We start from the raw sequence: 24,620 nt of genomic DNA, 5'->3' as shown, positions 1-24,620 counted from the left end.
CGGGGAACACTCCATTGCCCACAGGTTGAGCGGGGTCACGACCGGTTCATCCCCGCGCCTGCGGGGAACACACACCGTGGCCTCGTCCATGAACGGCGTCGATCGGTTCATCCCCGCGCCTGCGGGGAACACACCTCGGCATTGATACCGACGGCCAGTGGAAACGGTTCATCCCCGCGCCTGCGGGGAACACGCGCCCTGAAGCATCACGGTCATGTAACCGCGCGGTTCATCCCCGCGCCTGCGGGGAACACTCAGCCCAGGGCGTTAGCGTTGCGGCGTAGGACGGTTCATCCCCGCGCCTGCGGGGAACACGTCATCGTGGGAGAGGCGCCCTCAGACGGATGCGGTTCATCCCCGCGCCTGCGGGGAACACGCAGTCAGATCAAGCCGACCGGCACAGACCAGCGGTTCATCCCCGCGCCTGCGGGGAACACTGAAGCTAACCCCTCAGAAGGTCCAGGAATGGCGGTTCATCCCCGCGCCTGCGGGGAACACTCTCCGGCGCCAAAAAGCGCATCTACCAGATCCGGTTCATCCCCGCGCCTGCGGGGAACACGGTCGCAGCCTGCATCTCGGCCAAGGTGTCACCGGTTCATCCCCGCGCCTGCGGGGAACACCTGTCGAGCACGACGGTGCGGAAATCGTGCTCCGGTTCATCCCCGCGCCTGCGGGGAACACGACATTGCCGCGGCTTTGACTGAGACGGCCGGCGGTTCATCCCCGCGCCTGCGGGGAACACGCGGTTCCGGCGTCGAAGACCTTGTCCGAGCCCGGTTCATCCCCGCGCCTGCGGGGAACACCCTCCCATCAGCGCGGCGAGGCGGCGCGGGTTCGGTTCATCCCCGCGCCTGCGGGGAACACCCCAGGTTGTCCTGGAACACCTCCCACGCGATCGGTTCATCCCCGCGCCTGCGGGGAACACGTGTCGGAGCCGAGCCACTGGCGATCCGGGGGCGGTTCATCCCCGCGCCTGCGGGGAACACTCTTCCTAGAAGTGCTTGATACGCTTCACGTTTCACGATGTCAAAGAACGCACCGACGTTTCCGCTCCGTTCCGGCCCCGGTCAGAGCGGCGTCTCGTCGGGGTGGAACGACACCAGGGGGAGGCCGTCGAGATCGACCGGCATGCGGCGGTTCCGGCCGCAGGTATCGAAGGCGTAGCCGATGTCGGTCTGGGCGGTCCAGGCGATGACGCCGTTGCCCTCGCCGATGGCGGACTGCACCTCGGCCCAGATCCGCTCGCGGGTGCGGCGGGAATACTGTCCGACATAGACCCCGGCCCGCACCTCGACGAGCCAGACCGCGAGGCGGCCGCGCAGGCGAGGCGGCGCGTTCTCGACCACCACGACCATCATCCGCGCACCATCCTCGTCTGCGATGGCCTCCGCCTCATCCGCGATGGCCTCCGTCGCCGGAGGGCGCCTCGGTGAAGGCGGGGGGCTGCGCGTCGGCGGGCTCGCCCGGGGGCGGCAGGCCGCCGGCGACGAGCACATCCTCGATGCTGGGAATCAGCCGCTCCAGGAGCTTCGTCTTGCGGAAGATGTCGCGGCACTCGCGCCGCACCACCCCCTCGACCGAACCCTGGAGCGGCTGGCCCTTGGCGACACGGCCCGCGACCTTGAACGCCACTGGCACCACGGTCTCGAACTTGAACAGGTCGGCGATGTCGTAGACGAAGGAGAGCGGCCGGCCCGAATGCAGGAAGCCGATGGCCGGCGCGTAGCCGGCGGCGAGGATCGCGGCCTCGGCGAGACCGTGCAGGCAGGCGGTGGCGGCCGAGAGGCAGCGGTTGGGGATGTCGGCGGCGTCCCAGTCTCCGCGGTCGTAGGCGCGGCGGCGCCACTCCACCCCGTGCTGCTGCGCCTGGATCTCGTAGAAGCGGCGCACGCGCGCGCCCTCGATGCCGCGCAGCTGGTCGACGGAGCGGCGCTCGGGCGCCTCCTCGTGAAAGCGCACGGCGAACATGCGCCGCACCACCTTGAGCCGGGCCGACTCGTCGAGGGCGAGGCGGGCCTGCCAGAGCAGCCGGTCGGAGCGGGCGCCGCCGGGCTGGCCGGCCGCGTAGAGCCGCACGCCCCCCTCGCCGCACCAGACCAGCAGCGTCCCGGCCCGGGCCGCGAGCCCCACCGCCGCGTGGCTGACCCGGGTGCCGGGCTCCAGCATCAGGCAGACTAGGCCGCCGACCGGGATCTGCGTGCGCACCCCGCGCTCGTCCACCACCACGAAGGCGCCGTCGAGCACGTCGAGCCGGCCCTTCTCGATGAAGACCAGCGAGGCGCGGTCGCGGATCGGGATCGGCTTCGGCGGGGGAAGGCCCGGGAGGGCGGAGGCGCTCACGGCCGGCGGATCAGCATCAGGCCGCAGCCGAACGCCTTGGCGCGGCCGAACCCCCTGGGGAGCTGGGCGAGGAACTTCGCCGGATCCTCGACCACGATCTCGCCCTCGAGGTCGAAGGTGGTGAAGGCGACCGCCGGGTACTTGCGCCAGGCATCGTCCTTCGGCGGCGTGCGCCGCGGCGTCTCGCGCAGGCGCTTGGCGTCGTAGGGCAGGCGGCGCTGGAGGTCGCCGTCGATGGTCAGCACCGGCCGCGCGACACCCTCGGGATCGGGCAAGGTCACCGGGCGGAAGCCGGATTTTTCGCCTTGACGGGTGAGCCAGTCGCCGATGACCTCGCGCTCGATCTTGAGCCGCAAGCTCCGCCGGTCGTCGAGCGGCATCTCCTTGAGCGGTGGCTGGTGAGTCTTCAGGCGGTGCCAGACCGGATCGACCCGTTGGCCCCGCTCGCCCTTCGTCTCCGACGGGACGCTGAAGGACGGCGATGCCCGCAGGCGGAAGCGCAGAACTTGCCCCGCCGACAGGTCGGGCGCGAAGGGCTTCGACTCGACCTCGAACAGGCCGCCGCCGCCCATCGGTTCGCGGGCCGACAGCACCAGGAAGGTGGTGCGCTGCCAGGCCGAGCCGCCATCCTCCCGCCAGAGGAAGTCGCGCTCGCGGTCGGGATGGTCGGCGAACAGCGACCAGATCAGCCGGTGGCCGGCGGCGATGCGGGCGTCGTCGTCCTCCGGGAGCAGCAGGCGGGCGAGAGCGGCGGTGTCGGGGGCGTGGCGCAGGCGCACGCGGCTGAGGAAGAGGCTCACCGGGCGGCCTCCGGCTCGGGGATGCGGGTGGCGACGATCTCGTCGCGCAGGCCGAATTGCCGGCGCACCCGGCTCGTCACCCGGTCGCGGCGGCGCTCGATCCGGCGGGCCTCGTAGTCGGGGGCGAGCAGGCCTTCGAGCGCGGCATCGGCGTAGACCGTGGCGTCGTCCCACTCCTCCCACAGCCGCAGCGGCTCGAACGGGTATGGCCCGGCCATCAGGCGCGTCGGCTCGCCCGCGAGGTCGAGGAGGGCGGCCAGACTCGTCACCGCACCGAGGCAGCGGGGCGCCGGCGGGCGGCCGAGGGGACAGGACTTGCGGCCGAGATAGAGCGTGTAGGCCGGCCGCCGCAGGGCCTCGGCGATTTTCTCGGGGGGAGGGCCCTCGGCGTCGCGGAGATGCACCAGCCCCACCTCCACCCACAGATCCTCGCGGTAGTCGCGGCTCGACAGCAGGGTGTTGAGCCGGTGCGAGGGCCGGTCCAGGGCTTCGCGGCGGGTGGCCCAGGCGGATTTGCGCTCGGCCGGCGGCGCCTGGACGGTGTGGTAGTCGGTCATCAGGCGGCCGGCGCGCCGCACGCGCTGGACGAGGCCGTAGCCGGCGTCGAGGGCAGCGTGCTCGGCCTCGGCGGCCCGGTCGTAGCCGAGGGCCGCCGCGACGAGGCCGAGGACCGCCGAGCGCCCCGGCCGGTCGAAGCCGCCGCGGCGCTCCCCCACCGCGAGGTCGCCCAGCGCCGCGAGCGGCGCGTAGAGCGTGAAGGCGAGGCCGGCGGGCATCAGCGCGTCGCGTAGGCGATCAGGCGCTTGAGGCTGCCCTCGCCGGTGAGCACGTTGAAGACCGGCCAGGGATCGTCGTTGCCGCGCCAGCCCCCGGGATCCCTGTCGCGCCGGCTCTCCGGCAGGTCGTAGGCCGCGCGGAACCCGTTGCGCGTCGCCTCGAAGGCGGCGACCGAGCCGGCGAGCACGTCCTCGCCGCCGACGGGCTTCAGGAATGCCGAGGCCAGGGTGTGGGGCGCCCCGTCGGAGACCTCGACGAGGCCGTAGCTCGCCAGCGCCCGGCTGGCGAAGCTCGCCTGCTTGCCCTTCGGCCCCACCGTCGCGGCGGCGTGGATCAGCGCCGCGAGGCCGCGCCTGGCGAGGTCGGCGTCGCCGCCGAGGTTGCGGGCCAGCAGGTCGCGGTCGATGCAGAGATAGAGGTAGAAGGTGCCGGCGCCGAACCCCGCCTCGCCGACGAAGCCCGCGCCCGCATCCTCGGCCGGCGTCTTCAGGTCGTCGATGGCCGTGTAGTAGTCGTCCTCGACCACCGCCCGGTGCGTGGTGACGGCGTGGGCGACCTGCACCGCCGCCTCGCGGTTGAAGTCCGGGTCGTCGGCCAGCATGCGGCCGAACATGCCGATGTCGACCGCGCCGTCGACGGGCCGCAGCAGCGGGGTCTTGGTCAGATCGACGCTCTCGCCGCCGGCGATCCTCTCGGCGAGGGCCAGGGCGTCCCGGCGCTCGTCGGCCGACACGAAGGCGAGCTGCTCGATCCGGGTCGGATATTTCTCGCCCTCGCCCTTGATCTTGCCGAACACGTCGGCGACCTCGCGGGCCGCCTTGCGGGCGGAGCCTTCCGCCACGCCCTGCGTCAGGAGATGCGCCTCGATCTCCTCGCCGAGGCGCTGGGTGCGCTCGCCGAGATGGCCCTCCAGCGCCGCCTTGAAGGCGGGGGAGGTGCGCCAGGCCCGCTTGAGCGCCTGCGAGGACACCCGCAGCCGGTCGACGTTGCCGAACCGCGCGGTCTTCGGCCGGCCGGTGTCGTCGCGGTTGAGGTTGGCGGGCGGGTAGGCGGTGAGGAGGTGCAGCTGCACGAAGGTGGTCATGGCGGGCTCTGGGGGAGAGGGGGCGTCAGGCGGCCGGGGGGCTCGCGGGCTCGGGCGCCCGGCCGGGGGGCCGGTGGGCGGCGGCGTGGTACTCGAAGGCGAAGGTCGCCCGGGCCCGGTCGCCGCGCTCCGGATGCAGCCAGTCGAGGATCGTCTCGCCGAGGCCGGCGACGTCGACCGGGCGGTCGCCGGCGAGGTCGACGGCGCGGCGCATCTGGCGCAGCAGGTCGTCGGGATCGCGGGCGGCGGTCAGGCGCTTGAGCCGCAGGGGCGAGAGCAGGGGCTGGGCGTTCGCCTCGCCGTAGGGCGGTCCGAGGACGGCGGCGAGGGGGCGCGCCGGGTTGTCGGCGGCGAGGCGGGCGAGCACGCAGGCCGCGACCGCCACCGGCACCAGGGTGTCGGCGGCGTGCCGGCGCCCGTAGCCGAGGGCGTCATGGAGGTGGAACACCACCGCCTCGTCGAGGACGTCGAGGGGCGTCGCGGCGCGGCGCAGGCGCGCGAGGGCGCCGCGGTCGAACAGGCGCCACGCCTCGATCCCGTTATGGCCCGGCGGCAGGCGCTCCCACCAGCGCCGGATCTTCCAGCGCCGGTCGCGGTGGATCTCCCGGATGTCGTCCGGATCGACCGGCGGACGCCGGCCCGGGCCCGACGCGCTCCCATCCCCTGCGCTCATCCGTGGCCTCCCTTGGCCTTCCTGCCCCCGGTTCCGGTCTTGCCCGTCGTCTTGCCGGTAGTCGTCTTGCCGCCCTGGGGATCCTGGTCGGGCTTGGCGCCCTTGGGCCTGGCCTCGGGCGGCGTCAGGCCGAGGGCGTCGAACAAGGTCCGGCCGAGCTTGCCGTAGCCGCGCATCGCCCAGTCGAGGCCGATCTGCGCCTTGACGCGCTCCGCCGCGACGCTCGGACGGAGATCCGTGAGGTCCTCGACCGGCACGAGCCCGGCGAACACCGCCGTCGCGGCCTCGCGCAGGTGGCCGAGCCAGGCTTCGAGCGTCGGCGCGTGGGGGGTGTCGGCGGCAAGGCCCGCCCCCGGCAGGGCTGTCGCCAGCTCTCCCAGGGTTCTGCCGAACGCCGCCTCCGTCCGCTCCCAGAAGCGCCCGCGGCCGAGATCGAGGAGGCCGCCCTTGTCGATCGCCAGGGCCTGCTTCAGCGACACGCGCAGGATGAACTCGGCGTCGAAGGCGCCCCGCACCATCCGGCGCACGGTCTCGTCGTAGGGCCGGAACTCCGCCGCGCCGACGAGGTGCAGCGGCATCTCGCTCTCGACGAAGTCCCGCGCCTTCATGTTGTCCATGTCGTAGCCGGCGGCGATCAGGCGGGTGCCGAGGCGGGCCGCGGGATCGTCCTGGTTCTGGAGGCGCTTGATGCCGTCATGCACCGACGCGGCCGGCACGCGCGCGGTCTTATCCCCCTGCTCGCCGACGACGAGGCCGACCCAGTGGCGGTAGCCGATGCGGCCGGGCTGGCCGTGCAGGGGCAGCCAGGGCTCGCCTGCCTTGGTCTGATAGTGCGGCGAGAGCGGATGCACGAAGCCGGCATAGCTCGTGCCGTGCGGCCGCGTGCGGTAGTGGCGCACCACCAGCGGGTCGACGCGGCCGGTAAGGTCGCAGGGGCGCCCCTCGGGATTGGCCTCGACGACGAGGCGGATGCGCCGCGGCATGCCCCAGAAGGCCTGGAGCGGATCGACGTCGCTCTCCGTGGTCGTCCGGCCCTTGTCCGAGACGCGGGTGAGGGCGAGCCAGGGAAACACCCGCTCGGGCACGGGCGGCCCGTCCGCCCGGCAGGGCACCGCGAGCCACAGGCTGCGCCACAGCGGCACCGGCGCCGTGCGGTCCTTCGCGCCCGGGATCACCTTGGCGCCCGGGATCAGCAGGGTGGTCAGGGGACCGCCGCCGCGCACCGAGACGCGGTGGCCGGCCCCGCCCGAGGGCGCGTAGGTCTGGAGCGTGAACAGCGCCATGGCGGCCCCGGCCCGCGACAGGGTCTCGACCCCGCCGCGGCGGACGAAATGGTCGAGGTTGCGCTTCACCGTGTTGGCGCCCGGCGCCTCGATCAGCAATTGCGACACCGGCACGGTCTCGCCGGCGATCTCCTCGAGATCCTGCCCGAAGCGCGGCCCGTCGCCGTCGAGCACGAAGGCGCGGGCGAGGGGGGCGAAGGCCGCGTCCAGGTCGGCGGGGGTCGGCGGCGCCTCGAACCAGGCCGGCCACGCGTCCTCGTCCGCCCGGGCGCCGCAGGCCGCCGCCAGGAGCCCGATCCAGAACTCCCGCGTCGCCGCGTCGAAATCCGCCCGGCCCCAGGCCGGCGCGACGACCGGGTTGCCGTCGATGTCGTCGGTGATGGCGGCCGGCCGGATCAGGTCCGGCGTGCCGTCCGCCCGCAGGACAGGGATCCAGGCCTCGGTCAGGAGGGAGAAGGGCGGGACCACGGCACTCCCTGGGCGAATCGTTCTGGAGTCGGCTCAGGTAACGGTTGCATAACCCACGACCCAACGGAAGGTGCAAAAGCCCCTTTTCGGCGAGTCTAGGTTTGTGTAAAAAAGAGGACGCTCGGGAGTGCAGTCCCGCGCGTCCGAGCCGACAAATCAGGCTCTTCTGGCTTGGGTCATGAGCCACATGCCCAGACCTCCTTTCGCTGCCTCCGAGGCGGCTTCTTTGATCGGACCTTACCACCAGCCGGCAGGGGGCAACCTCTCTGCCGGCTGATGTGTATCAGAGACTACCTCGTAGACAGAGTCAACGACCTTTTTAAACCCGACCGAGCGGGTTCCAACATCTCTTCAATCCCCGCGCCTGCGGGGAACACACCCGTCCTAGCGGCTTGCACCATCTTGGTTCATCCCCGCGCCTGCGGGGAACACTCCTTACGGGCGGCCGCATCATACTCCTGTCTCGCTGCATGTCGAGCGGCCAAGAACTCACACCCATCCTTTGCCCGAAGATGAAGCCGACCGCCGGCCATGGCGCCCCCACTCAAGCCGCCGAGCCGAGGCTTCGGCGCGTCGCCACCGGCTCCCGGGCGAGCAGTGTCAGGATCGCGTTGACCGCCGGATTGGGCCTGATGCTCCCCAGGCCCCCACTGGCGCCACGTCTTAAGCGGAACTCCGATCCACGCCGCGAACGGTTCATCCCCGCGCCTGCGGGGAACACACCCCCACCCGAAGGTGCATCTCCTGATTCCAAGGTTCATCCCCGCGCCTGCGGGGAACACGCCTGGGCGCGGACCTCGTCGAACGTCCACTCCGGTTCATCCCCGCGCCTGCGGGGAACACAGCTCGGCAGTCTTGTTGGTCTTGCCGGCACCCGGTTCATCCCCACGCCTGCGGGGAACACGCCGGAAGGGTGGGCTAGGGTCGTCGTAACGGCCGGTTCATCCCCGCGCCTGCGGGGAACACGCCTACTGGAATGGTAACAACAACCCGCACTGCGGTTCATCCCCGCGCCTGCGGGGAACACGGCTGTACCGCGGCCTGATAGAGGCCGAGGTTCGGTTCATCCCCGCGCCTGCGGGGAACACTCCCACGCGGTCGAACCGATCGCGGCGGGGTTCGGTTCATCCCCGCGCCTGCGGGGAACACGTCGATCGGGCTCTCATGCTTCGCACCACGCCCGGTTCATCCCCGCGCCTGCGGGGAACACAGGGGCATAGAGTTTCCCTGTTTTGCCAAGAACGGTTCATCCCCGCGCCTGCGGGGAACACGTTCTCTCACACAGCCTGACAGCCGACATGATCGGTTCATCCCCGCGCCTGCGGGGAACACGGCCACACCTACAAGGATCAGGTGATGGAGTGCGGTTCATCCCCGCGCCTGCGGGGAACACAGACCGCGGCCGACATCGCCACGGTTGGCGCGCGGTTCATCCCCGCGCCTGCGGGGAACACCTGATGCGGAAGGTCGCGTTCGCCACGAGCGCCGGTTCATCCCCGCGCCTGCGGGGAACACCCGGCGTCGTGGCCGGGAACGCCGCACAAGGCCGGTTCATCCCCGCGCCTGCGGGGAACACTGCTGGCGCTCCATCTCGAACTCAGCCTGGAGCGGTTCATCCCCGCGCCTGCGGGGAACACGCTCTCGGCGGCAACAGCAAGGTTGCCGCCCTCGGTTCATCCCCGCGCCTGCGGGGAACACCCAAGCGGCCGAGCCTCGTCGTCCGCGGCGGTCGGTTCATCCCCGCGCCTGCGGGGAACACTCCTTCTGGAAGCGGTTGATCCGCCTCGCGTTTGACGATGTCAAAGAACCTACCGACGTTTCCGCTCCGTTCCGCCGGCCCGACTCGGCGTCCGGAACAGGCGCGACGATGCCCCGGATCGGCGCCGGGCGCCAGGGTCCGGCGCGGCCCGGCTCAGAGCATCAGGCCGAGCCGCGTCCCGTAGGTCAGGACGAGGGACCCGCCATCCTCCGCCACCAGGATCCCCTGCCGGGCGTCGTCCGGCCCGGGCTCCAGGGGCAGCAGGATCACGGCGTCGTCGAAGCGGCTCCAGTTGGCCCGGGCCGCCGCGACGGCATCGTTCCAGCGCGGAGCGGGGGCGAGGTGGCCGCGCAGCTTGCGCGACGCCACCGTGACCTCGGAGAGGGCCCAGGCCAGGCGGGGGTCGGGGTCGCGGTGCCAGGGCACCAGCCGGCCGTCCTCGACCCGGGCGAGGCGCACCGTGCGGCTCTCCTCGGCGAGGCGGGTCGGCACCCGGCCTTCGTCGGGCCAGGCCTGGTCGGGCCAGTAGCCGGCGGCAGCATCGAGCAGCGCGCCGCGGGCGGCGGCGCGCTCGGCGCCGGCGCGGCCGACGGCGTCGAAGTGGATCCGCAGCAGCGCCTCGGGGATGTCGGACTCGTCGGCGGCAAACACCGCCTCGATCGCTGGGCGCACGTCCTGCGGCACGCGGAAGGCGGGGCGGGCCGCCAGCTCCCGGGCGGTGCGCCACAGGATCGCGTGGTCGCGGTAGACGTACGAGGCGCGGGGAAAGGCGGAGGCGGCCCAGCCGGCGGCCACCGTGCCGGCCGGATCGGGCGAGACCACGACGAGTTCCGGGCCGGGGATCGGCCGCTCGCGGCCGGTGTGGCGCCACAGGCGGCCGGCGCGCTGGAGCACCGAATCGATCGGCGCGAGATCGGTGACCACGAGGTCGAAATCGAGGTCGAGGGAGCTCTCGGCGACCTGGGTCGCGACCAGCACCCGGCCGCGCCGCTCGGCCGGCCTCGAGGCCTTGCCGAAGCGGGCCAGAACCCGCGCCTCGACCGCGAGGCGGTCGCCCATGGCGAAGCGGGCGTGGAAGAGGTCGGGATCGAGGCCCGCCGCCCGCAAGGCGGCCGCGCCCTCGACCGCGTCGTCGACGCTGTTGCGGATCCAGGCGATGCAGGCCCCGGCGGCGGCCGCAGCGCGGATCCGCGCGAGGGCGGCGTCCCGGTCCGGCAGGCGGGTGACCGCGAGGGTGCGGCGGAGGTCCTCGCGGGCGTCGAGGGGCTCCTCCACCGGGTCCTGCCCGGGAGCGAGCAGGGTGGCGAGGGGGTAGTCGGCCTTCGTGAGCACCGCTCCGGCCGCGCCGGCGCCGCGGCGCCAGTTCGCCACCAGCTCGGCCTTCGCCGCGGCGGGCAGGGTGGCCGACAGGACCAGGGTGGTGCCGCCGCCCGCGGCGTGGAAGGCGACGAGGCGGGCGAGCTCGGCGCCCATGTAGGCGTCGTAGGCGTGGGCCTCGTCGACGATCAGCACCTTGCCGGCGAGGCCGGCGAGGCGGACCGTGCCGTAGCGGTTCGGCAGCACCGCCAGCACCGCCTGGTCGATGGTGCCGACGCCGAGATCGGCCAGCAGCGCCCGGCGGCTCTCGCCGGCGAGCCAGGCCGACGCGACCGCGCCCGATTCCGCCTCCTCGCCCAGGTCTGCCTCCTCGCCCAGCTCTGCCTCTTCACCCTGCGCGGCCCCGGGCTCGGGCACCGAGAACCCCTCGGCGGCGGCGCGAAAGCGCGGGTGCAGGCCGGCCCGGCCGTGGGCGAGCGCCAGGGACGGACGGGCGCCGGCGGCGTAGAGCCGGTCGGCGAGGGGGAGGAGCCGGTCGACCATGGCGTTGGCGGTCGCGGTGGTCGGCAGCGCCAAGTAGAGCCCGTCGGCCCGGCCGGCGGCGAGCAGCCGGTGGGCGAGGGTCAGCGCCGCCTCGGTCTTGCCGCCCCCGGTCACGTCCTCGATCAGGATCAGGAGCGGCCCGTCCGGCAGGGCGACCGTCCCGGCCCAGGCCTGGATCGCGGTCGGCGGATGGGAGAGGCCGGTCAGCTCGGCGAAGGCGAGGCGCGGGCCGGGCGGCGCCGGCACCAGGCCGGCCTCGCGCAGGGCCGCCTCGGCCCGACGGCCGGCCTCGTCCCAGTAGGCGGTAAGGTCCGCCTCCGGCGCGGCGTAGGGAAACCAGGCCTGGTTGGAGCCGATCCAGTCGGCGAGCGCGGTCAGCCCGGCCAGCAGCCAGCTCGCCTGCGCCGCCGCGGCGGCCCGCGGCGCGGGCACCTCCGGCGCCGGCAGCAGCGCCTCGACCGCCCGCCAGTAGGCGAGGGCGGCCGCCGCCGAGGCCGGCGGGAAGAGCGGGCGCCAATCCTCCGGCTGCCAGCTCTCCGACATCGCCACCGGGCGGCCGTGATGGCCGAAGATCGGCTGGAGCAGCCGGTTGCGCGGGGCCGCGCTCCAGCCCCGCATCAGGCCGGACGGCGCGGTCCGGTCCATCAGGAGGCCGCCGACGAGGCGCAGGCCCGCTGCCGGGTGGCCGGGATCGGGGATCCCCGGCGGCGGCAGGTGGGCGGGGCGATGCGCCGGCACCTTGGCCTGGAACAGGTGCGAGAACTTGCCGATGTCGTGCAGGGCCAGGAGATGCAGCCACAGGGCCTCGAAGGCCGGAACCTCGAGGCCGAGCCCCGCCGCCAGGGCCCGGGCCGCCCGGGGCCGCGCCCGCAGCAGCGCCCGGCCGGCCGCCGCCACGTCGAGGCCGTGCGCCCAGGCCGGGTGAGTGGGGTGGATCGCCCCCGGGCCGGGCCGGGCCTTGCCCCAGAAGATCCGCGCCGCGTGCTCCCGCATCGGATCCATGTGATTCGCCCGCCTCCGTTGCCGGGGCATGGTCGGCCCGCCGGGCCGGCGCCGTCGAGGGGCGGGAATGGAAAACTGCGTTGCGCCGGAGCCGGCGAAGGAACCCGCTTGTCACCCGCCGCAACTGCCTCTATACGCCCTCTCACACCGGGGCCGCGACACGGCGGCGCCGAGGGCGCGTAGCTCAGCGGGAGAGCACTACGTTGACATCGTAGGGGTCACAGGTTCGATCCCTGTCGCGCCCACCATCGCCCCTCCGGATGTCGGGAGCTCGTCTCCCCGGAGCGGCGCCGGACCGGTTGGTCCGGGTTGGATGAAAGAGAAAGTGACGGCCCCTCGCTCGCGAGGAGTGCCGAACCAGGCTTCCGGGCAGCGTTGCGCCGGGCGAGCCGGATGGGCGCGTAGCTCAGCGGGAGAGCACTACGTTGACATCGTAGGGGTCACAGGTTCGATCCCTGTCGCGCCCACCATCATCCTCTTGCCTCTGCCCTCCTCGCCGACGGAAATCTCCCTCATGACCGATCAGGATGTGGGCGTGGCCTTCGCCACCCTGGCGACCGCGCTCGCGGTGGCGCTGCACAAGCAGGGCATCGCCGACGGCGAGGCGCTGCTCGCCGACACCGTCGGCACCCTCGAGGCCGTGCTGCAGGACGACTATCCCGAGCACGCCAAGTACCCCGATCACGCCAAGGCGATCCTGTCGGCCTGCGCCCGCTCGCTGCGGGCGGCCGAGGGCTGACGGCCCGTCACCGCTCCGGCCGCGACGGGGCGGGTCCTGCCTCTCTGGCCCAGGCCGCGTGCACCCTGCCGCGGGCTTTGTCCGGCTTCGCCTCGCCGATGAAGATCACGACCGGGCCGTGCGCGTCGCGGCGCGGGTCGTAGAAGTCGAGCAGGTCCGGATACCGGTGCTGGAAGAAGGCCGGCCTCTGCTCCCGGCGGGCGAGCAGGTGGTCGATGACGACCTGGTCGCCGTGGACCGCGTTCGGGACCGGGCCGCAGGAGCCCGGCTCCATCCAGCGCCCGGGCTCGGCCGCGAACGCGGCGTAGAGCGGGGCCAGCGCGTCGCCGTGCCAGCGCAGCAGCGCGCTCGAGACGCGCCCCTTGTGGAAGTAATCCTCCATCGCCGCGAGACCCGGCTCGGCCAGCGCGTCGGCCGGCCCGGTCAGGACGGTGTCGAGGTCGCACAGGAGCACCGTCCCGTCGGCGAGGCCGGGGCGGAACGCCTCCATCTTCGCCCACCAGGCCGGCCAGTCGTGCCGCAGCGGCACCCGCTCGACGCCCGCGACGGCGAGCGGCAGGTCGGTGAGGCAGAGGATCCGCCCGAAGGCCGGCGCGTGGCGCCGCACCCCGTGGGCGAGGCGCGCGACCCACGATGCGTCGTAGCGGCCACCGCTCCGCAGGACGGTGATCAGGGTTGCCATGGGGGGATTCATCCGTCGGTCGGGGGAGGGTGCAGGCGCAGCCGGCCGGCCACCGCGGCCTCGTCGAACCAGGCGCGCTCGGCCGCCCAGGGGTGGCCGGGCCAGCCGGCGAAGCCGAAGCCGTGGGCCTCGATGGCGGGAGCGCCCGCCGGGCGGCCGAGGACGAGCGCGAGCGCCAGGAGGAAGCCGGTGCTCGGGTTCGGCCGGCCGCCGGCGCGGGCCCCGAGCACGCGCCGGGCCTCGTCGTGGAGGGCTTCCGGCAGGACGTGGACCGGCCGGCCGAGCGGGCGCAGCAGCGCCAGCGCCCCGCGGGTGAAGCAGATCGGCTCGGGCCGGTTCTGCGCCTCCGGCAGCATCGGGAAGGGCAGCACGAAGGCCTCGGCCTGCCGCACCACCGGGCGGTCGAGGAAGCCCGGATCGGCGAGCCACTCGCGCATCTGCCCGCCGCGGTTGACCAGGGCGAGATGCGTGACGCGCGACCCGCCCCGGCCGCCGAAGCCCGGGGCGTTGTTGAAGCGCAGGACGGTCGCAGCCGCGTCGGATGCGGTCGCCTCGGTCCCGGGCGCGTTGCCGACGACGGCGACCGTGCCGAGGTCGGGCAGGCCGGCCCAGGCCGCGCGGAGGGGGTCGACGGCGTCGGGCACGCGCGGCAGATGTCTCGATGCAGGGAGACCGACGAGCGGGTTCGTCGGATGGACCCCGGAAGTATGGCGCCCGGCCCGCGCGACCAGCCCCGACCGGTAGGGAACCTCTGAGCGATGCCCCTCACGATCTCATATGGTTTCCGATTGATCGCTTCGCGATACAGAAATCGGCTTCGCTCAGGCGCCGCGCGGGCTGATGATACGAACTCCGGAAGATCCCTTCCGGAATTCGTATCATCGCACCGCTGCTTCGTCTGCGCCGCCGCCATGCCGGTGCCGAGCGACCGCCGCCTGGCCGATTCCCCGGGGCGCGAGCGCGCCTTCCCGTTGGCCTGCGGGTCCTGCGGCGTCCTGACGGAGCGGGACGCGGATCCGGCGGCGTGCTGGCGCGACCTCGGGCGCCGCCTCGCCGCCCCCACCTTCGTGCCCGATCTCGACGCCCCCTACGGCCTCGACCTCTACACCCTGCGCATCGCCGCGACCCGCCTCGGCCGCGGCGTCCTGCCCTGCGGGCCGGAGGACCGCGCCGCGCTCCTGGCGCCGCACAGCCCGCTTGCGGCGCGAGCGCAGCTCTACGACCTCGCGGCGGGTCCCCCGGTCTCCCTCGGCCTCCTCTGCCGCCCGGCCGAGCTCGACGGGGTGCTGGCCGGCCTCGCACGGCCGGCGGCCTGGACCGACGACGTCGCGATCCTCCTCGACGGCGCGGCCGCGCCGCCCCGCGCGGTCGCAGTCGCGGGCTTCGCGGACGGCGCAGTGCGGGTGGCCGCCCGCCCGCTTTCGGGCGATTTCGCCGGGCAGCGCAACGCCCTCCAGGACCTGGCGCGCCACGCCTGGATGCTGCAGCTCGACGCCGACGAGACGCTTGCCCCCGAGGCCGGCCGGCTCCTGCCGGCGCTCGCGGCGCTCGCCGAGGACGGCGACGTCGTCTCGGTCGGGCTGCCACGGCGCAACCGCGTCGACGGGATCCTGTCGGACGTCTACCCGGACGTGCAGTACCGGCTGAACCGGACGACCGTGCGCTACGCCGGCCGCGTCCACGAGCGCCCGGTCCTCGACGGCGGCTGGCGCCGCAGCTTCATCGCCCTCCACGGCGCGATCGACCACGCCCTGAGCCGCGACCACGTCCGGACGCGCTCGCGGACCTACGAGGCGCTCGATCCGGGGCGCGGGCGCATCGAGGAGGAGGAGGCGCTGCTGCGGCCCTACCGGGCGTAAGGACCGGTTGCTGCGATCGCCCGCCGGTACAGGTCGAGCGTCTCACGCCCCAGGCTCGACCGGGTGAAGCGCCCGGCCGCCGCGAGGGCGCGGGCGCGATAGGCCCGGCGCAGGCCGGGATCGCGCAGCAGCGGGCGCAGGGCCTCGGCGAGCGCCGGCCCGGTGGCGGCGCCCGCGAGCGGCCCGGCCCCGGGCAGGCCGACGAAGGCGCGGGCGCTGGCATCCTCGGCGCAGGCCACCACCGGCCGGCCATAGGCCAGGGCCTCCTGGTAGACGAGGCCGAAGCTCTCGTAGCGCGAGGGCGCGAGCACCGCATGGGCCCCGGCATAGGCCGCGGCCAGCGCCCCGGCGTCGATCCGGCCGCGGGCCCGGAGGCGGCGCATCGCCGCCGCGGGCAGGTCCGCCGGCAGGTCGCCCGGCGGCACCCCGACGAGGTCGAGCCGGAACGGCGGCACCTCGCCCCGCTCCTGCTCCGCGGCGAGGAGCGCGACGGCGGCGAGCATGGCGTCGAAGCCTTTTCGCGATTCCGCCCGCCCGACGAACAGGAGACGCACCGGCGCCTCCGCCGCCGGGTAGGGCGCGTCGCGGGCGCTCGCGGCGATCTCCGGCGGCAGGCTGAGGCCGATCACCGCGGCGGGCCGGCGGCCCGGGAGGCGGTAGGCCCGCGCGATCACCGCCTCGTGCGCCGCGGTGTTGGCGATGAGGCCGGCGCTCCCGCGCGCCTGGCGCCGTTCGAGGGCGTCGGCGGTCGCCCCGTCGAGGCGGTCGCGCAGGGAAGGCGGTGCCCCGCGGGTGAAGGCCGCGGGGGTCGAGGAGCGGGTCACCAGCGGCAGGTCCGGGCGCCCGGCGAGGAGCGAGCCCGGCGCGTACCAGTTCGTCGCCTCGACCACGTCGAACGGCGCGCGGGCATGGGCGGCGAGCACCGCGCGGCGAAAGGCGAGCGGCGCGGCGAGGTGGCCGACCGAGCCCCAGCGGCGCAGAGCGGCGAGGCCGCCCGCCGGCGGCAGGGCGAGGCCCGCCACCGTGACCCCTCCGATCGACCCGGTGCCGCTGCGGTCGAGGGTGAACACCGTCACGTCGGCGCCCGCCTCCGCCAGGCTCTCGGCGATCTCCCGTGCCGCAGTCGAGAGGCCGCTCGGGGCCGGCGGATAGTCCCAGGCGAGGAGGGCGGTGCGCATCAGGCGGCCAGCAGGCGCCGGTAGAGGGCGAGGTAGTCCCGCGCCATGCGCTCGGCGGTGAACCGCTCCTCGAACCGGCGGCGCACCCCCGCCCGGTCGATCTCCCCGATCCGGGCGAGCGCCGCCACGGCCTCGTCCTCCGAGGACACCACGAAACCCGTCACCCCGTCCTCGACGATCTCCGGCACCGAGCCGCGGTTCCAGGCGATCACGGGCGTGCCGCAGGCCATCGCCTCGATCATCACCAGGCCGAACGGCTCCGGCCAGTCGATCGGGAACAGCAGCGCGGCGGCCCCGCGCAGGAGCGCGCCCTTGGCCGCGTCGTCGACCGGCCCGAGATAGACCGCGTCGTCGGCGAGCAGCGGGCGGACCGCGCGGTCGAAGTAGCCCGGGTTGCCGACGTCGATCGTGCCGCCGAGCCGGATCGGAAAGCCGGCGGCCCGCGCCACCCGGATCGCGGTGTCGGGCCGCTTCTGGTCGGTCATCCGGCCGAGGAAGGCGAGGTGCGATCCCGGCGCCAGCGACGCGGCGTAGCGGTTCCGGTCGATGCCGTGATGCACGATGCCGGCCCGGTTCGCGGCCGGGATGCCGGCACCTTGCGCCGCCGAGATCGCCGCCACCGGCAGGTCCGGGAAGCCTTCGAAGAACAGGGCCCGGTCGAGCTCGTCGACCCGCCAGTGGATCGTCGTCAGGCTGCGGCGCCGGCGCTCGCCCAGCAGCGCGGCGTGGGCGAACTCGCCGTGGCCGTGGACGATGTCGAACGCGTCGAGGTGCCGGCGCAGGGCCTCGAGCTGGAGGGCGTCCAGCGCCGCCGGCACGCCCGGCGCGACGCTGCCGTAGCGACGCTCCAGCGCCGCGAGGCTCGGATAGTTACCAATACGGGGTAAGTGTGTCGCACTGTCCGAAGGGGCGAACAGCGTTACCTCCACGCCCAAGCTTCGCAGCGCCGTGCTGAGGTCGTGGATGACCCGCTCCGTGCCGCCGTGATGCTCCGGGGGAATGGGAAAGATGTTCGGGGCGATTTGGGCGACGCGGATCACAGACTATACCTCACCTGAATCGTCCTGTCCTTCGGGATATTCCGCTGCGGCAGCAGCCTGATGTTCGTTCTTCACGTCGCCCTGCAGGGCTGCCTGCGCGGCCGGGACGTCGTCTACGGGCTCACCGCCGATACCGGCGGCCATATCCGCTACCTGCTCGACCTCGTCGCCGCCTCGGCGCAGGATCCCGGGATCGACCGGATCGTGGTGGCCACGCGCCGGTTCGACGGTCCGGCCGGGCCCGATTACGCCGTGCCCGAAGAGCGCCTCGGCGACAAGGTCGCGCTCGTGCGGCTGGCGAGCGCGTCGCCGGGCTACCGCACCAAGGAGGAGATGCACGCCGAGGTCGCGAGCTTCGCCGAGAGCCTGATCGCCTGGATCGCCGCGCAAGCGCAGGCGCCCGACCTGGTCCACGCCCACTACGCCGATGCCGCCGCGGTGGCGGCGATCGTCGAGGCGCGCCTGGGCATCCCGTTCGTGTTCACCGCCCATTCCCTCGGCCGGGTCAAGGCGGCGATGCTGGGGGAGGGGGCGGAGAACCCCGATCTCGCCCGCCGGATCGCCACCGAGGAGGCGGCGCTCGCCCGCGCCAGCCTCGTCGTCGCCTCCTCGCGCGACGAGGCCGAGGTGCAGTATGCGGGGTACGCGGCCTACGACCCGGGCCGGGTGCGGGTGCTGCCGCCGGGCAGCGACCTCGCCCGCTTCGCCGACAGCCGGCCCGACTCGCGGGTCGACGCCACCATCGCGCGCTTCCTGCGCGAGCCCGGCAAGCCGGTGCTGCTGGCGCTCGCCCGCCCGGTGGCGCGCAAGAACCTCGCCGCCCTGGTGCGGGCCTACGGCGAGAGCCCTGGGCTGCAGGCGCGGGCAAACCTCGTCCTCGTCGCCGGCACCCGGGAGGACATCGACGCCCTCGACGGCGACATGGCCGCGACGATGCGCGACCTCCTGGTGCTGATCGACCGCCACGACCTCTACGGCCGCGTCGCCTATCCGAAGACCCACCGGCCCGAGGACGTGCCGGCGCTCTACGCCCATGCCCGGGTGCGCGGCGGCCTGTTCGTCAACCCGGCCCTCAACGAGCCCTTCGGCCTGACCCTGCTGGAAGCCTCCGCCGCCGGCCTGCCGCTCGTCGCGACCGACAGCGGCGGCCCCAACGACATCGTCGAGACCTGCGGCAACGGCCTCCTGGTCGATCCGCGCGACCCCGGCGCCATCGCGGCGGCCTGCACCCGCATCCTCGACGATCCGGCCTTCTACGCGGCCTGCGTCGCCGGCGGCGCGCGGGCGGCGGCCGCCTACGACTGGGACCGGCACGCGGCGCGCTACCACGCCCTGCTGCGGGCGCTGCGCACCCCCGTGCCGCCGCTGCGGGCGCCGCGCCAGCTCCTAATCTGCGACATCGACAACACGCTCGTCGGCTGCGCGGCGGCTCTCGAGACCTTCCGACGCTGGCGCAGCCGGCAGGCCGGGCTGGCCTTCGGGGTCGCGACCGGGCGCTCGTTCCACAGCGCGATGGCGGTGCTGGAGCAGCAGGACAGCCCGCGGCCGCAGGTGATGATCACCTCGGTCGGCTCCGAGATCTACCACCTCGACGCGAACGGCGTGACCTACACGGCGGATGCCGCCTGGCGCGGCGCCATCGCCGCCGGCTGGGAGCGGGAGCAGTTGCGCGCCGCGCTCGCCGGCCTCGACGGGCTCGAGATCCAGGGCCCGCTCGAGCAGCGCGCGTTCAAGCTGAGCTATTTCGGCGACGCGGCGGCGGCTCAGGCGGTGCGGGCCCGCCTCGCCGGCATGGGCTTGCGCGCCAGCGTGATCCACAGCCACGGCCGCTACCTCGACGTCCTGCCGGAGCGGGCCTCGAAGGGCACCGCCGTCGACCACGTCCGCGCCCTCTACGGCCTGCCCGAGCGGGCCCTGTTCGTGGCCGGGGATTCGGGCAACGACGTCGAGATGCTGCGCGCCCGCGCCCAGTCGATCATCGTGGCGAATTATTCCGACGACCTCGCCGGCCACGCGGCGCTCCGGCACTCCTACGTCGCCCGGGCCTCGCATGCCCGCGGGATCATCGAGGGCGTGGGGCATTTCCGCCGGGCCCACGCCCAGCCCGTGGATTCCCATGCGGGCTGACCCTGCCGCCGCGACGAGCGTGCTCACCCTGGTGCGCGGCCGGGAGGACCGGCTGCGCAACCTGATGCGCGGCCTCGCCCGCCAGACCGCGCCTCCGCGCGAGCTGGTGATCGCCTGGATGCAGGCCGAACCCGCCCCCGACCTGCCCGATCCCGGCTGCCCGGTCCGCCACCTGCACGTGCCGGGCGAGCCGATGCCGCTCGCCGCCGCCCGCAACCGGGCGGCGGAGGCCGCGTCCGGCGACCTCCTGGTCTTCCTCGACGTCGATTGCATCCCGGGCACCGGCCTCGTCGCGGCCTACGCGCGGGCCGCCGCGCGGACCGACGGCCTGTTCCTCGGCGAGGTCCTGTACCTGCCCCCCGGCGCCGCCGCGTGCGACGAGGCGGAGTTCGACCGGCTCGGCCGCGTCCACCCGGCGCGGCCCCCGATCCCGAAGGCCGGGATCCGCCCCGAGCCCGATCCCGGCCAGCTCTGGGGCCTGTCCTTCGCGCTGCCGGCGCGGGCCTGGGGCGCGGTCGGCGGCATGGACGAGGCCTATGCGGGCTATGGCGGCGAGGAGACGGATCTGGCCGCCCGCCTCGCCGGCAGCGGCCTGCCGGTCTTCTGGGTCGCGGGGGCGCGGGCCTACCACCAGCACCATCCGGTCCACGTGCCGCCCTTGCAGCACTTCGCACCGATCCTCGCCAACGCGGCGCGCTTCCGGGCCCGGCACGGGCGCTGGTGCATGACCTACTGGCTCGGCCAGTTCCGCGATGCCGGGCTGATCGACTGGGACGAGGGCGCCGACGCGATCCGCCTCGTCCGCCCGCCGACCGCGCCCGAGATCGCCGCCGCCTTGCGGCCCGACGCCCTGTTCTCCTGAGAGATCCCATGAAGAAGCCGATCGCGTTCTTCGTCCACCACCAGGGGCGGGGGCACGCCAACCGCACGATGGCGGTGGCGGCCGAGTTCGCCCGCGACCGCCCGGTCTCGGTGCTGACCGCGGGCCCGCACCTGTTCGAGGGGTTCTCCCGCGACGTCGAGATCGTGGCCCTGCCGAACATGATCGGCGCGGCGGTGCCGACCCCGCGCCTCCACGCCGAGCCGACGCCGCAGGTGATGCACTGCGTTCCCCTCGGGCTACCTGAGATGCGCCGGACGATGCGCCAGATCCTCGACCACCTGGATGAGCGCGGCATCGGCCTGTTCGTCGTCGACGTCTCGGCCGAGATCGCGCTTCTGTCGCGCATCGCCAGCGTGCCGGCGGTGCAGATCCGCATGCACGGCGACCGCCAGGATATCGGCCATGTCGGGTCCTACGAGGCCTGCGTCGGGATGCTGGCGCCGTTCGACGCGAGGCTCGAGCAGGACGACTACCCCGCGCGCCTGCGCGCCAGAACGTTCTACAGCGGCGGGTTGTGCACCAGCATCGACCGGGTGCCGGACCGGGCCGAGGCGCGGACGAGGCTCGGCCTCGATCCCGACCGCGAGATCGTCGTCGCGGTCACCGGCGGCGGGGGCAGCGGCACGCCCTACGCGCCGCTCACGGTCGCGGCCCGCGCCGCGCCCGACGCCCTGTGGCTGACCCTCGGGCCGACCCACCGCGAGGGCCACGAAACCGACTTCTCCAACCTGCGCGAACTGGGCTGGGTGCCCTCGGTCACCGAGTACCTGGCGGCGGCCGACATCGTGGTGGCCTCGGCCGGCGACAACACGGTGCACGAGGTCGCCCGCGTCGGCGGTCGCCTGATCGTGATGCCGGAATGGCGCTATTTCGGCGAGCAGACCCGCAAGGCCGAGGCTCTGGTGCGCCTCGGCGCGGCGGTCCAGGCCCCCGTCTGGCCCGGCGACCTCGAGGGCTGGCGCGACCTCTTGGCCCGTGCCCGCGCCCTCGACGGGGCGGCCCTGCGGAGCCTCTACGCGCCGGACGCCGCCGCCCGCGCCGCCGGCTGGCTCGAAGGGCTGACCGACGACCTCTGGCACGATGCCGGTGCAGTGTCCGATGGCCGCGCGGCCGAGCCGTGCTCCGGCGCCCCGCTGCGCGTCGTCGCGGCCGGCTGAACCCTCCCTCTCCTCCTTTGCCCCTTGCCGGAGCCCGGAGCCCGCATGTCCACCGTTTCCGTCGTGACCCTGGCCAAGGGCCGGCCGGCCCACCTGGCCAACGTCCTGCGCGGCCTGGAGCGCCAGACGATCCCGCCCGTCGAGTTCATCGTCGCGGTGATGCAGGACGACCTCTACGACCTGCCGCAGGCCTCGTTCCCGGTGCGCCAGATCCGGGTGCCGGGCGCGGCGCTGCCGCTCGCCGCCGCGCGCAACCGCGGCGTCGCGGCGGCGAGCGGCGAGTCGATCGTCTTCCTCGACGTCGACTGCATTCCCGCACCCGGCCTCGTCGCCGATTACGCGGCGGGGCTCGCGGCCCTCGACGGCCTGCTGATGGGCGAGGTGCTGCACCTGCCCGAGCACGCAGCAACGGGTGACTGGACCTACGAGGGATTGGCAGACGTCGCGGAGAAGCATTCCGACCGCCGCGGGCCCCCGGCCGCGGGAATCGAGATCTGCCGCGACTACCGCTGCTTCTGGTCGCTCAACTTCGCGATCCGGCGCGCCACCTTCCTCGCCAGCGGCGGCTTCGACGAGCGCTATACCGGCTACGGCGGCGAGGACACCGACTTCGGCAAGGCCCTCGACCAGGGCGGCCTGCCGATCGCCTGGATGAAAGGCGGGCTCGCCTATCACCAGTACCACCCGCACCACATGCCGCCGGTCCACCACCTCGACAGCGTCGTGCGCAACGCCGAATTGTTCGAGGCCAAGTGGGGCTACCGCACCATGGGGCACTGGCTCCACGCCTTCCGGGTGATGGGGCTGATCGACGACACCCCGGACCGGCCGATCCGCATCCTGCGCCGTCCCGACGCCGACGACCTCGCGCTCACCGGCCAGCAGGGCCACCAGCCCTACACCAACTCGGCCTCCGTCATCCGCGCCATCGAGGCCCGCGACGCGGCCGTGCCGGCGTGAGGATCGCGCTCCTCGCCCACCTGCGCCACCCGATCGCGCCGCCCTTCGCGGGCGGCCTGGAGGCGTATTGCTGGCACCTCGCGGCGGGGCTGACCGCGCGGGGGCACGAGGTCGTGCTGTTCGCCTCCGGCGACAGCGACCCGCGCTTCACCCTCGATCCGGCAAGTCCGGTCCACCACGAGGCGCGCTTTCCGGGGCTGGAGCACCGGAACGACCCGGGGCTGAGGGCGCATGTCGACGCCGCCTGCGACCGGATCGCGGCCGGCGGCTTCGACGTCCTGCACAACAACTCCCTGAGCCGCCTGCCGCTGGAGCGGCGACGCACGGAAACGATCCCCACCGTCACCTCGCTGCACGCGCCGCCCTACGACGCTCTGCGCTGGTTCGTGCACGACAGCCCGGGCCCGACCCACCGCCTCACCGCGACCTCGGCCGCGCATCTGCGGGCCTGGTGGCCCGACGGCGCCCCGCCGGAGGCCTCCGTCCTGCATAACGGCATCGATCCCGCCGCCTGGCCCTGGAGCGGGCGCGGCGACGGCTCCGCCGTGTGGAGCGGGCGCATGGCTCGCGTGAAGGGCACCCATCTGGCGATCGCGGCGGCGCGCCGCGCCGGCCTGCCCCTGACCCTGTTCGGCCCGGTCGAGGAGCCGGACTACTGGGCGGGCGCGATCGTCCCGTTGCTCGGCGGATCGATCCGCTACGGCGGCCACCTGCCCGGACCGGCGCTCGCCGCCGAGCTCGGGCGCGCCTCGGTCTTCCTGTCCACCCCGTGCTGGGACGAGCCGTTCGGCCTTTCGGCGGTCGAAGCGATGGCCTGCGGTCTGCCGGTCGCCGGCTTCGACCGGGGCGCGATGCCGGAGGTCGTCGGCGAGGCCGGCCGCCTGGTTCGATCCGCGGATGCCGCGGCCCTCGCCGAGGCGATCCCGGCGGCGCTGGCCGTCCCGCGCCTCGTCCCGCGCGAGCGGGTCCTGCGCCTGTTCACCCGCGACCGCTGGCTCGATGCCTGCGAAGCCCTCTACGCCGAGGCCCGCGCCGGCGCACGCCTTCCATCCCCCGCAGCCCGAGCCGCCTCATGACCCGCCAGACCATCATCGACGCGCTGTGGCACGGGCGCGACCCGTTCGCGGATCCGCCAGGAGACTTGCGCCCCCTCGACCTCCAGGGCTGGCGCAGCGTCCACCCCTATCTCGACGAGGCGGTGCAGGAGTGGCGCCCCGGCGTGGTCGTCGAGATCGGCACCTGGAAGGGCGCGAGCGCGCTCCACCTCGCCCGGACGATGGAAGCGGGCGGCGTTCCCGGCACGGTGATCGCGGTCGATACCTGGCTCGGCGCCGTCGATCACTGGGCCGATCCCGGGCTGTTCTCGGAGCTCGCGACGGAGAACGGCTATCCGAGCCTCTACCGCACCTTCCTCGCCAACGTCCTGCGCGAGGGCATGGCCGACCGGATCGTGCCGTTGCCGCTCGATTCGGTGAACGCCGCCGAGCTGATGCGCCTGCGCGGGGTAACCGCCGACGTGATCCACCTCGATGCCGGCCACGAGGAGGCCTCGGTGGCGGCGGATCTCCGGGCGTGGTGGCCGGTCCTGCGCCCCGGCGGCCTGTTCATCGCCGACGATTACGACCGCCTCGGCGGAAAATTCCCCGGGGTCGGCCGTGCGGTCGATGCATTCTGCGCCGAGCACCAACTGGAGGGCCCGTGGTCGTTCAAGGGCAAGGCCAAGTTCATCAAGCCGGCGGACGGGTGAGCCCAGGGGCCGGCCGGGAGCGAGCGCTCAGCGCACCGGCACCGCGACGATCTCACGAGATCGAAACCGGTGCGCACGTCTAGAGCGTGTTATGAACTGATTATTGTACGTTCGATTTTGCTGAGCATATCGCAGACGAAGGCAACCATGTGGAGGCCCGCCAATGTGCTGGCGTAGCGCTCGTAATCCTTGACCAGCCGGC

The 24,620-nt window shown here is 73.8% G+C and carries 20 protein-coding genes, 2 tRNA genes, 1 pseudogene and 2 CRISPR repeat arrays (1 of these 25 running past the window's edge); of the genes and pseudogenes, 10 read left to right on the top strand and 13 right to left on the bottom strand.

Annotation, left to right across the window (positions count from 1 at the left end; genetic code table 11):
• Positions 1–986: a CRISPR direct-repeat array (repeat unit 29 nt; unit sequence CGGTTCATCCCCGCGCCTGCGGGGAACAC); it reaches 629 nt to the left of the window's first position.
• 81 nt (positions 987–1,067) lie between these two features.
• From cas2e to cas3, 8 genes are all read right to left on the bottom strand, one after another.
• Positions 1,068–1,358: a type I-E CRISPR-associated endoribonuclease Cas2e gene (gene cas2e, locus ACS5PV_RS00115; protein WP_455393359.1), complete on the bottom strand. Its 291-nt coding sequence runs from the start codon at positions 1,356–1,358 to the stop codon at positions 1,068–1,070.
• 34 nt (positions 1,359–1,392) lie between these two features.
• Positions 1,393–2,340: a type I-E CRISPR-associated endonuclease Cas1e gene (cas1e, locus tag ACS5PV_RS00110; protein WP_455393358.1), complete on the bottom strand. Its 948-nt coding sequence runs from the start codon at positions 2,338–2,340 to the stop codon at positions 1,393–1,395.
• On the bottom strand, positions 2,337–3,140 hold the full coding sequence (gene cas6e / locus ACS5PV_RS00105; RefSeq protein WP_455393357.1) for a type I-E CRISPR-associated protein Cas6/Cse3/CasE: 804 nt from the start codon (positions 3,138–3,140) through the stop codon (positions 2,337–2,339). The genes cas1e and cas6e overlap by 4 nt, the downstream gene beginning before the upstream one ends.
• Positions 3,137–3,916, bottom strand: a complete 780-nt coding sequence (gene cas5e / locus ACS5PV_RS00100; RefSeq protein WP_455393356.1) for a type I-E CRISPR-associated protein Cas5/CasD — start codon at positions 3,914–3,916, stop codon at positions 3,137–3,139. Before cas5e ends, cas6e begins: the two co-directional genes overlap by 4 nt.
• Complete coding sequence (gene cas7e, locus ACS5PV_RS00095) at positions 3,916–5,001, bottom strand: type I-E CRISPR-associated protein Cas7/Cse4/CasC (RefSeq protein ID WP_455393355.1); 1,086 nt, start codon at positions 4,999–5,001, stop codon at positions 3,916–3,918. The genes cas5e and cas7e overlap by 1 nt, the downstream gene beginning before the upstream one ends.
• Before the next feature lie 25 nt (positions 5,002–5,026).
• Positions 5,027–5,674 carry a type I-E CRISPR-associated protein Cse2/CasB gene (gene casB, locus ACS5PV_RS00090; RefSeq protein WP_455393354.1) on the bottom strand — a complete coding sequence of 216 codons (648 nt, stop codon included), beginning with the start codon at positions 5,672–5,674 and terminating at the stop codon, positions 5,027–5,029.
• A complete protein-coding gene (gene casA / locus ACS5PV_RS00085; RefSeq protein WP_455393353.1) occupies positions 5,671–7,425 on the bottom strand; it encodes a type I-E CRISPR-associated protein Cse1/CasA in 1,755 nt (584 codons plus the stop codon). Before casA ends, casB begins: the two co-directional genes overlap by 4 nt.
• Before the next feature lie 691 nt (positions 7,426–8,116).
• Positions 8,117–9,184: a CRISPR direct-repeat array (repeat unit 29 nt; unit sequence CGGTTCATCCCCGCGCCTGCGGGGAACAC).
• Positions 9,185–9,337: 153 nt separating this feature from the next.
• Entirely contained in the window at positions 9,338–12,046 is a 2,709-nt protein-coding gene (cas3, locus tag ACS5PV_RS00080; protein WP_455393352.1) for a CRISPR-associated helicase Cas3', read from the bottom strand.
• Positions 12,047–12,219: 173 nt separating this feature from the next.
• Here cas3 and ACS5PV_RS00075 point away from each other — a divergent pair.
• From ACS5PV_RS00075 to ACS5PV_RS00065, 3 genes are all read left to right on the top strand, one after another.
• Positions 12,220–12,294, top strand: a tRNA-Val gene (locus tag ACS5PV_RS00075).
• 147 nt (positions 12,295–12,441) lie between these two features.
• Positions 12,442–12,516 (top strand) — tRNA-Val (locus tag ACS5PV_RS00070).
• Between the two features lie 44 nt (positions 12,517–12,560).
• Positions 12,561–12,785: a hypothetical protein gene (locus tag ACS5PV_RS00065; RefSeq protein ID WP_455393351.1), complete on the top strand. Its 225-nt coding sequence runs from the start codon at positions 12,561–12,563 to the stop codon at positions 12,783–12,785.
• A gap of 7 nt (positions 12,786–12,792) precedes the next feature.
• Here ACS5PV_RS00065 and ACS5PV_RS00060 read toward each other — a convergent pair whose 3' ends face one another.
• Both ACS5PV_RS00060 and ACS5PV_RS00055 read right to left on the bottom strand, forming a co-directional pair.
• Positions 12,793–13,467, bottom strand: a complete 675-nt coding sequence (locus ACS5PV_RS00060) for a hypothetical protein (RefSeq protein WP_455393350.1) — start codon at positions 13,465–13,467, stop codon at positions 12,793–12,795.
• An 8-nt stretch (positions 13,468–13,475) separates the two neighbouring features.
• On the bottom strand, positions 13,476–14,069 hold the full coding sequence (locus ACS5PV_RS00055) for a hypothetical protein (protein WP_455393870.1): 594 nt from the start codon (positions 14,067–14,069) through the stop codon (positions 13,476–13,478).
• A gap of 309 nt (positions 14,070–14,378) precedes the next feature.
• Here ACS5PV_RS00055 and ACS5PV_RS00050 point away from each other — a divergent pair, with 309 nt between their 5' ends.
• Positions 14,379–15,326 carry a hypothetical protein gene (locus tag ACS5PV_RS00050; RefSeq protein ID WP_455393349.1) on the top strand — a complete coding sequence of 316 codons (948 nt, stop codon included), beginning with the start codon at positions 14,379–14,381 and terminating at the stop codon, positions 15,324–15,326.
• Here ACS5PV_RS00050 and ACS5PV_RS00045 read toward each other — a convergent pair.
• Both ACS5PV_RS00045 and ACS5PV_RS00040 read right to left on the bottom strand, forming a co-directional pair.
• Positions 15,314–16,504, bottom strand: a complete 1,191-nt coding sequence (locus tag ACS5PV_RS00045) for a glycosyltransferase family 4 protein (RefSeq protein ID WP_455393348.1) — start codon at positions 16,502–16,504, stop codon at positions 15,314–15,316. The genes ACS5PV_RS00050 and ACS5PV_RS00045 overlap by 13 nt on opposite strands.
• A complete protein-coding gene (locus ACS5PV_RS00040; protein ID WP_455393347.1) occupies positions 16,504–17,544 on the bottom strand; it encodes a glycosyltransferase family 4 protein in 1,041 nt (346 codons plus the stop codon). The genes ACS5PV_RS00045 and ACS5PV_RS00040 overlap by 1 nt, the downstream gene beginning before the upstream one ends.
• 60 nt (positions 17,545–17,604) lie before the next feature.
• On the opposite strand from ACS5PV_RS00040, the gene ACS5PV_RS00035 reads away from it, so the two are divergent.
• Genes ACS5PV_RS00035 through ACS5PV_RS00010 form a run of 6 tightly spaced genes read left to right on the top strand, consistent with a single transcriptional unit; the run spans position 17,605 to position 24,418 of the window.
• Positions 17,605–19,671 carry an HAD-IIB family hydrolase gene (locus ACS5PV_RS00035; RefSeq protein ID WP_455393346.1) on the top strand — a complete coding sequence of 689 codons (2,067 nt, stop codon included), beginning with the start codon at positions 17,605–17,607 and terminating at the stop codon, positions 19,669–19,671.
• The gene (locus tag ACS5PV_RS00030) at positions 19,661–20,533 is read left to right on the top strand and encodes a glycosyltransferase family 2 protein (protein WP_455393345.1); all 873 of its coding nucleotides are present in this window, start codon (positions 19,661–19,663) and stop codon (positions 20,531–20,533) included. The genes ACS5PV_RS00035 and ACS5PV_RS00030 overlap by 11 nt, the downstream gene beginning before the upstream one ends.
• 8 nt (positions 20,534–20,541) lie before the next feature.
• Positions 20,542–21,711, top strand: a complete 1,170-nt coding sequence (locus tag ACS5PV_RS00025; RefSeq protein ID WP_455393344.1) for a glycosyltransferase — start codon at positions 20,542–20,544, stop codon at positions 21,709–21,711.
• A 45-nt stretch (positions 21,712–21,756) separates the two neighbouring features.
• Positions 21,757–22,671, top strand: coding sequence for a galactosyltransferase-related protein (locus tag ACS5PV_RS00020; protein WP_455393343.1), 915 nt, complete (start codon positions 21,757–21,759; stop codon positions 22,669–22,671).
• Complete coding sequence (locus ACS5PV_RS00015) at positions 22,668–23,747, top strand: glycosyltransferase (RefSeq protein ID WP_455393342.1); 1,080 nt, start codon at positions 22,668–22,670, stop codon at positions 23,745–23,747. Before ACS5PV_RS00020 ends, ACS5PV_RS00015 begins: the two co-directional genes overlap by 4 nt.
• Complete coding sequence (locus tag ACS5PV_RS00010; RefSeq protein ID WP_455393341.1) at positions 23,744–24,418, top strand: class I SAM-dependent methyltransferase; 675 nt, start codon at positions 23,744–23,746, stop codon at positions 24,416–24,418. Before ACS5PV_RS00015 ends, ACS5PV_RS00010 begins: the two co-directional genes overlap by 4 nt.
• 89 nt (positions 24,419–24,507) lie before the next feature.
• On the opposite strand, the pseudogene ACS5PV_RS00005 reads toward ACS5PV_RS00010, so the two are convergent.
• Positions 24,508–24,620: pseudogene (locus ACS5PV_RS00005) on the bottom strand (IS5/IS1182 family transposase); the annotation flags it as partial.

The organism is Methylobacterium sp. Gmos1, assembly GCF_053764715.1.
Note: the sequence above shows the minus strand (reverse complement) of the source record. Positions and strands in the feature narration are given on the sequence as shown.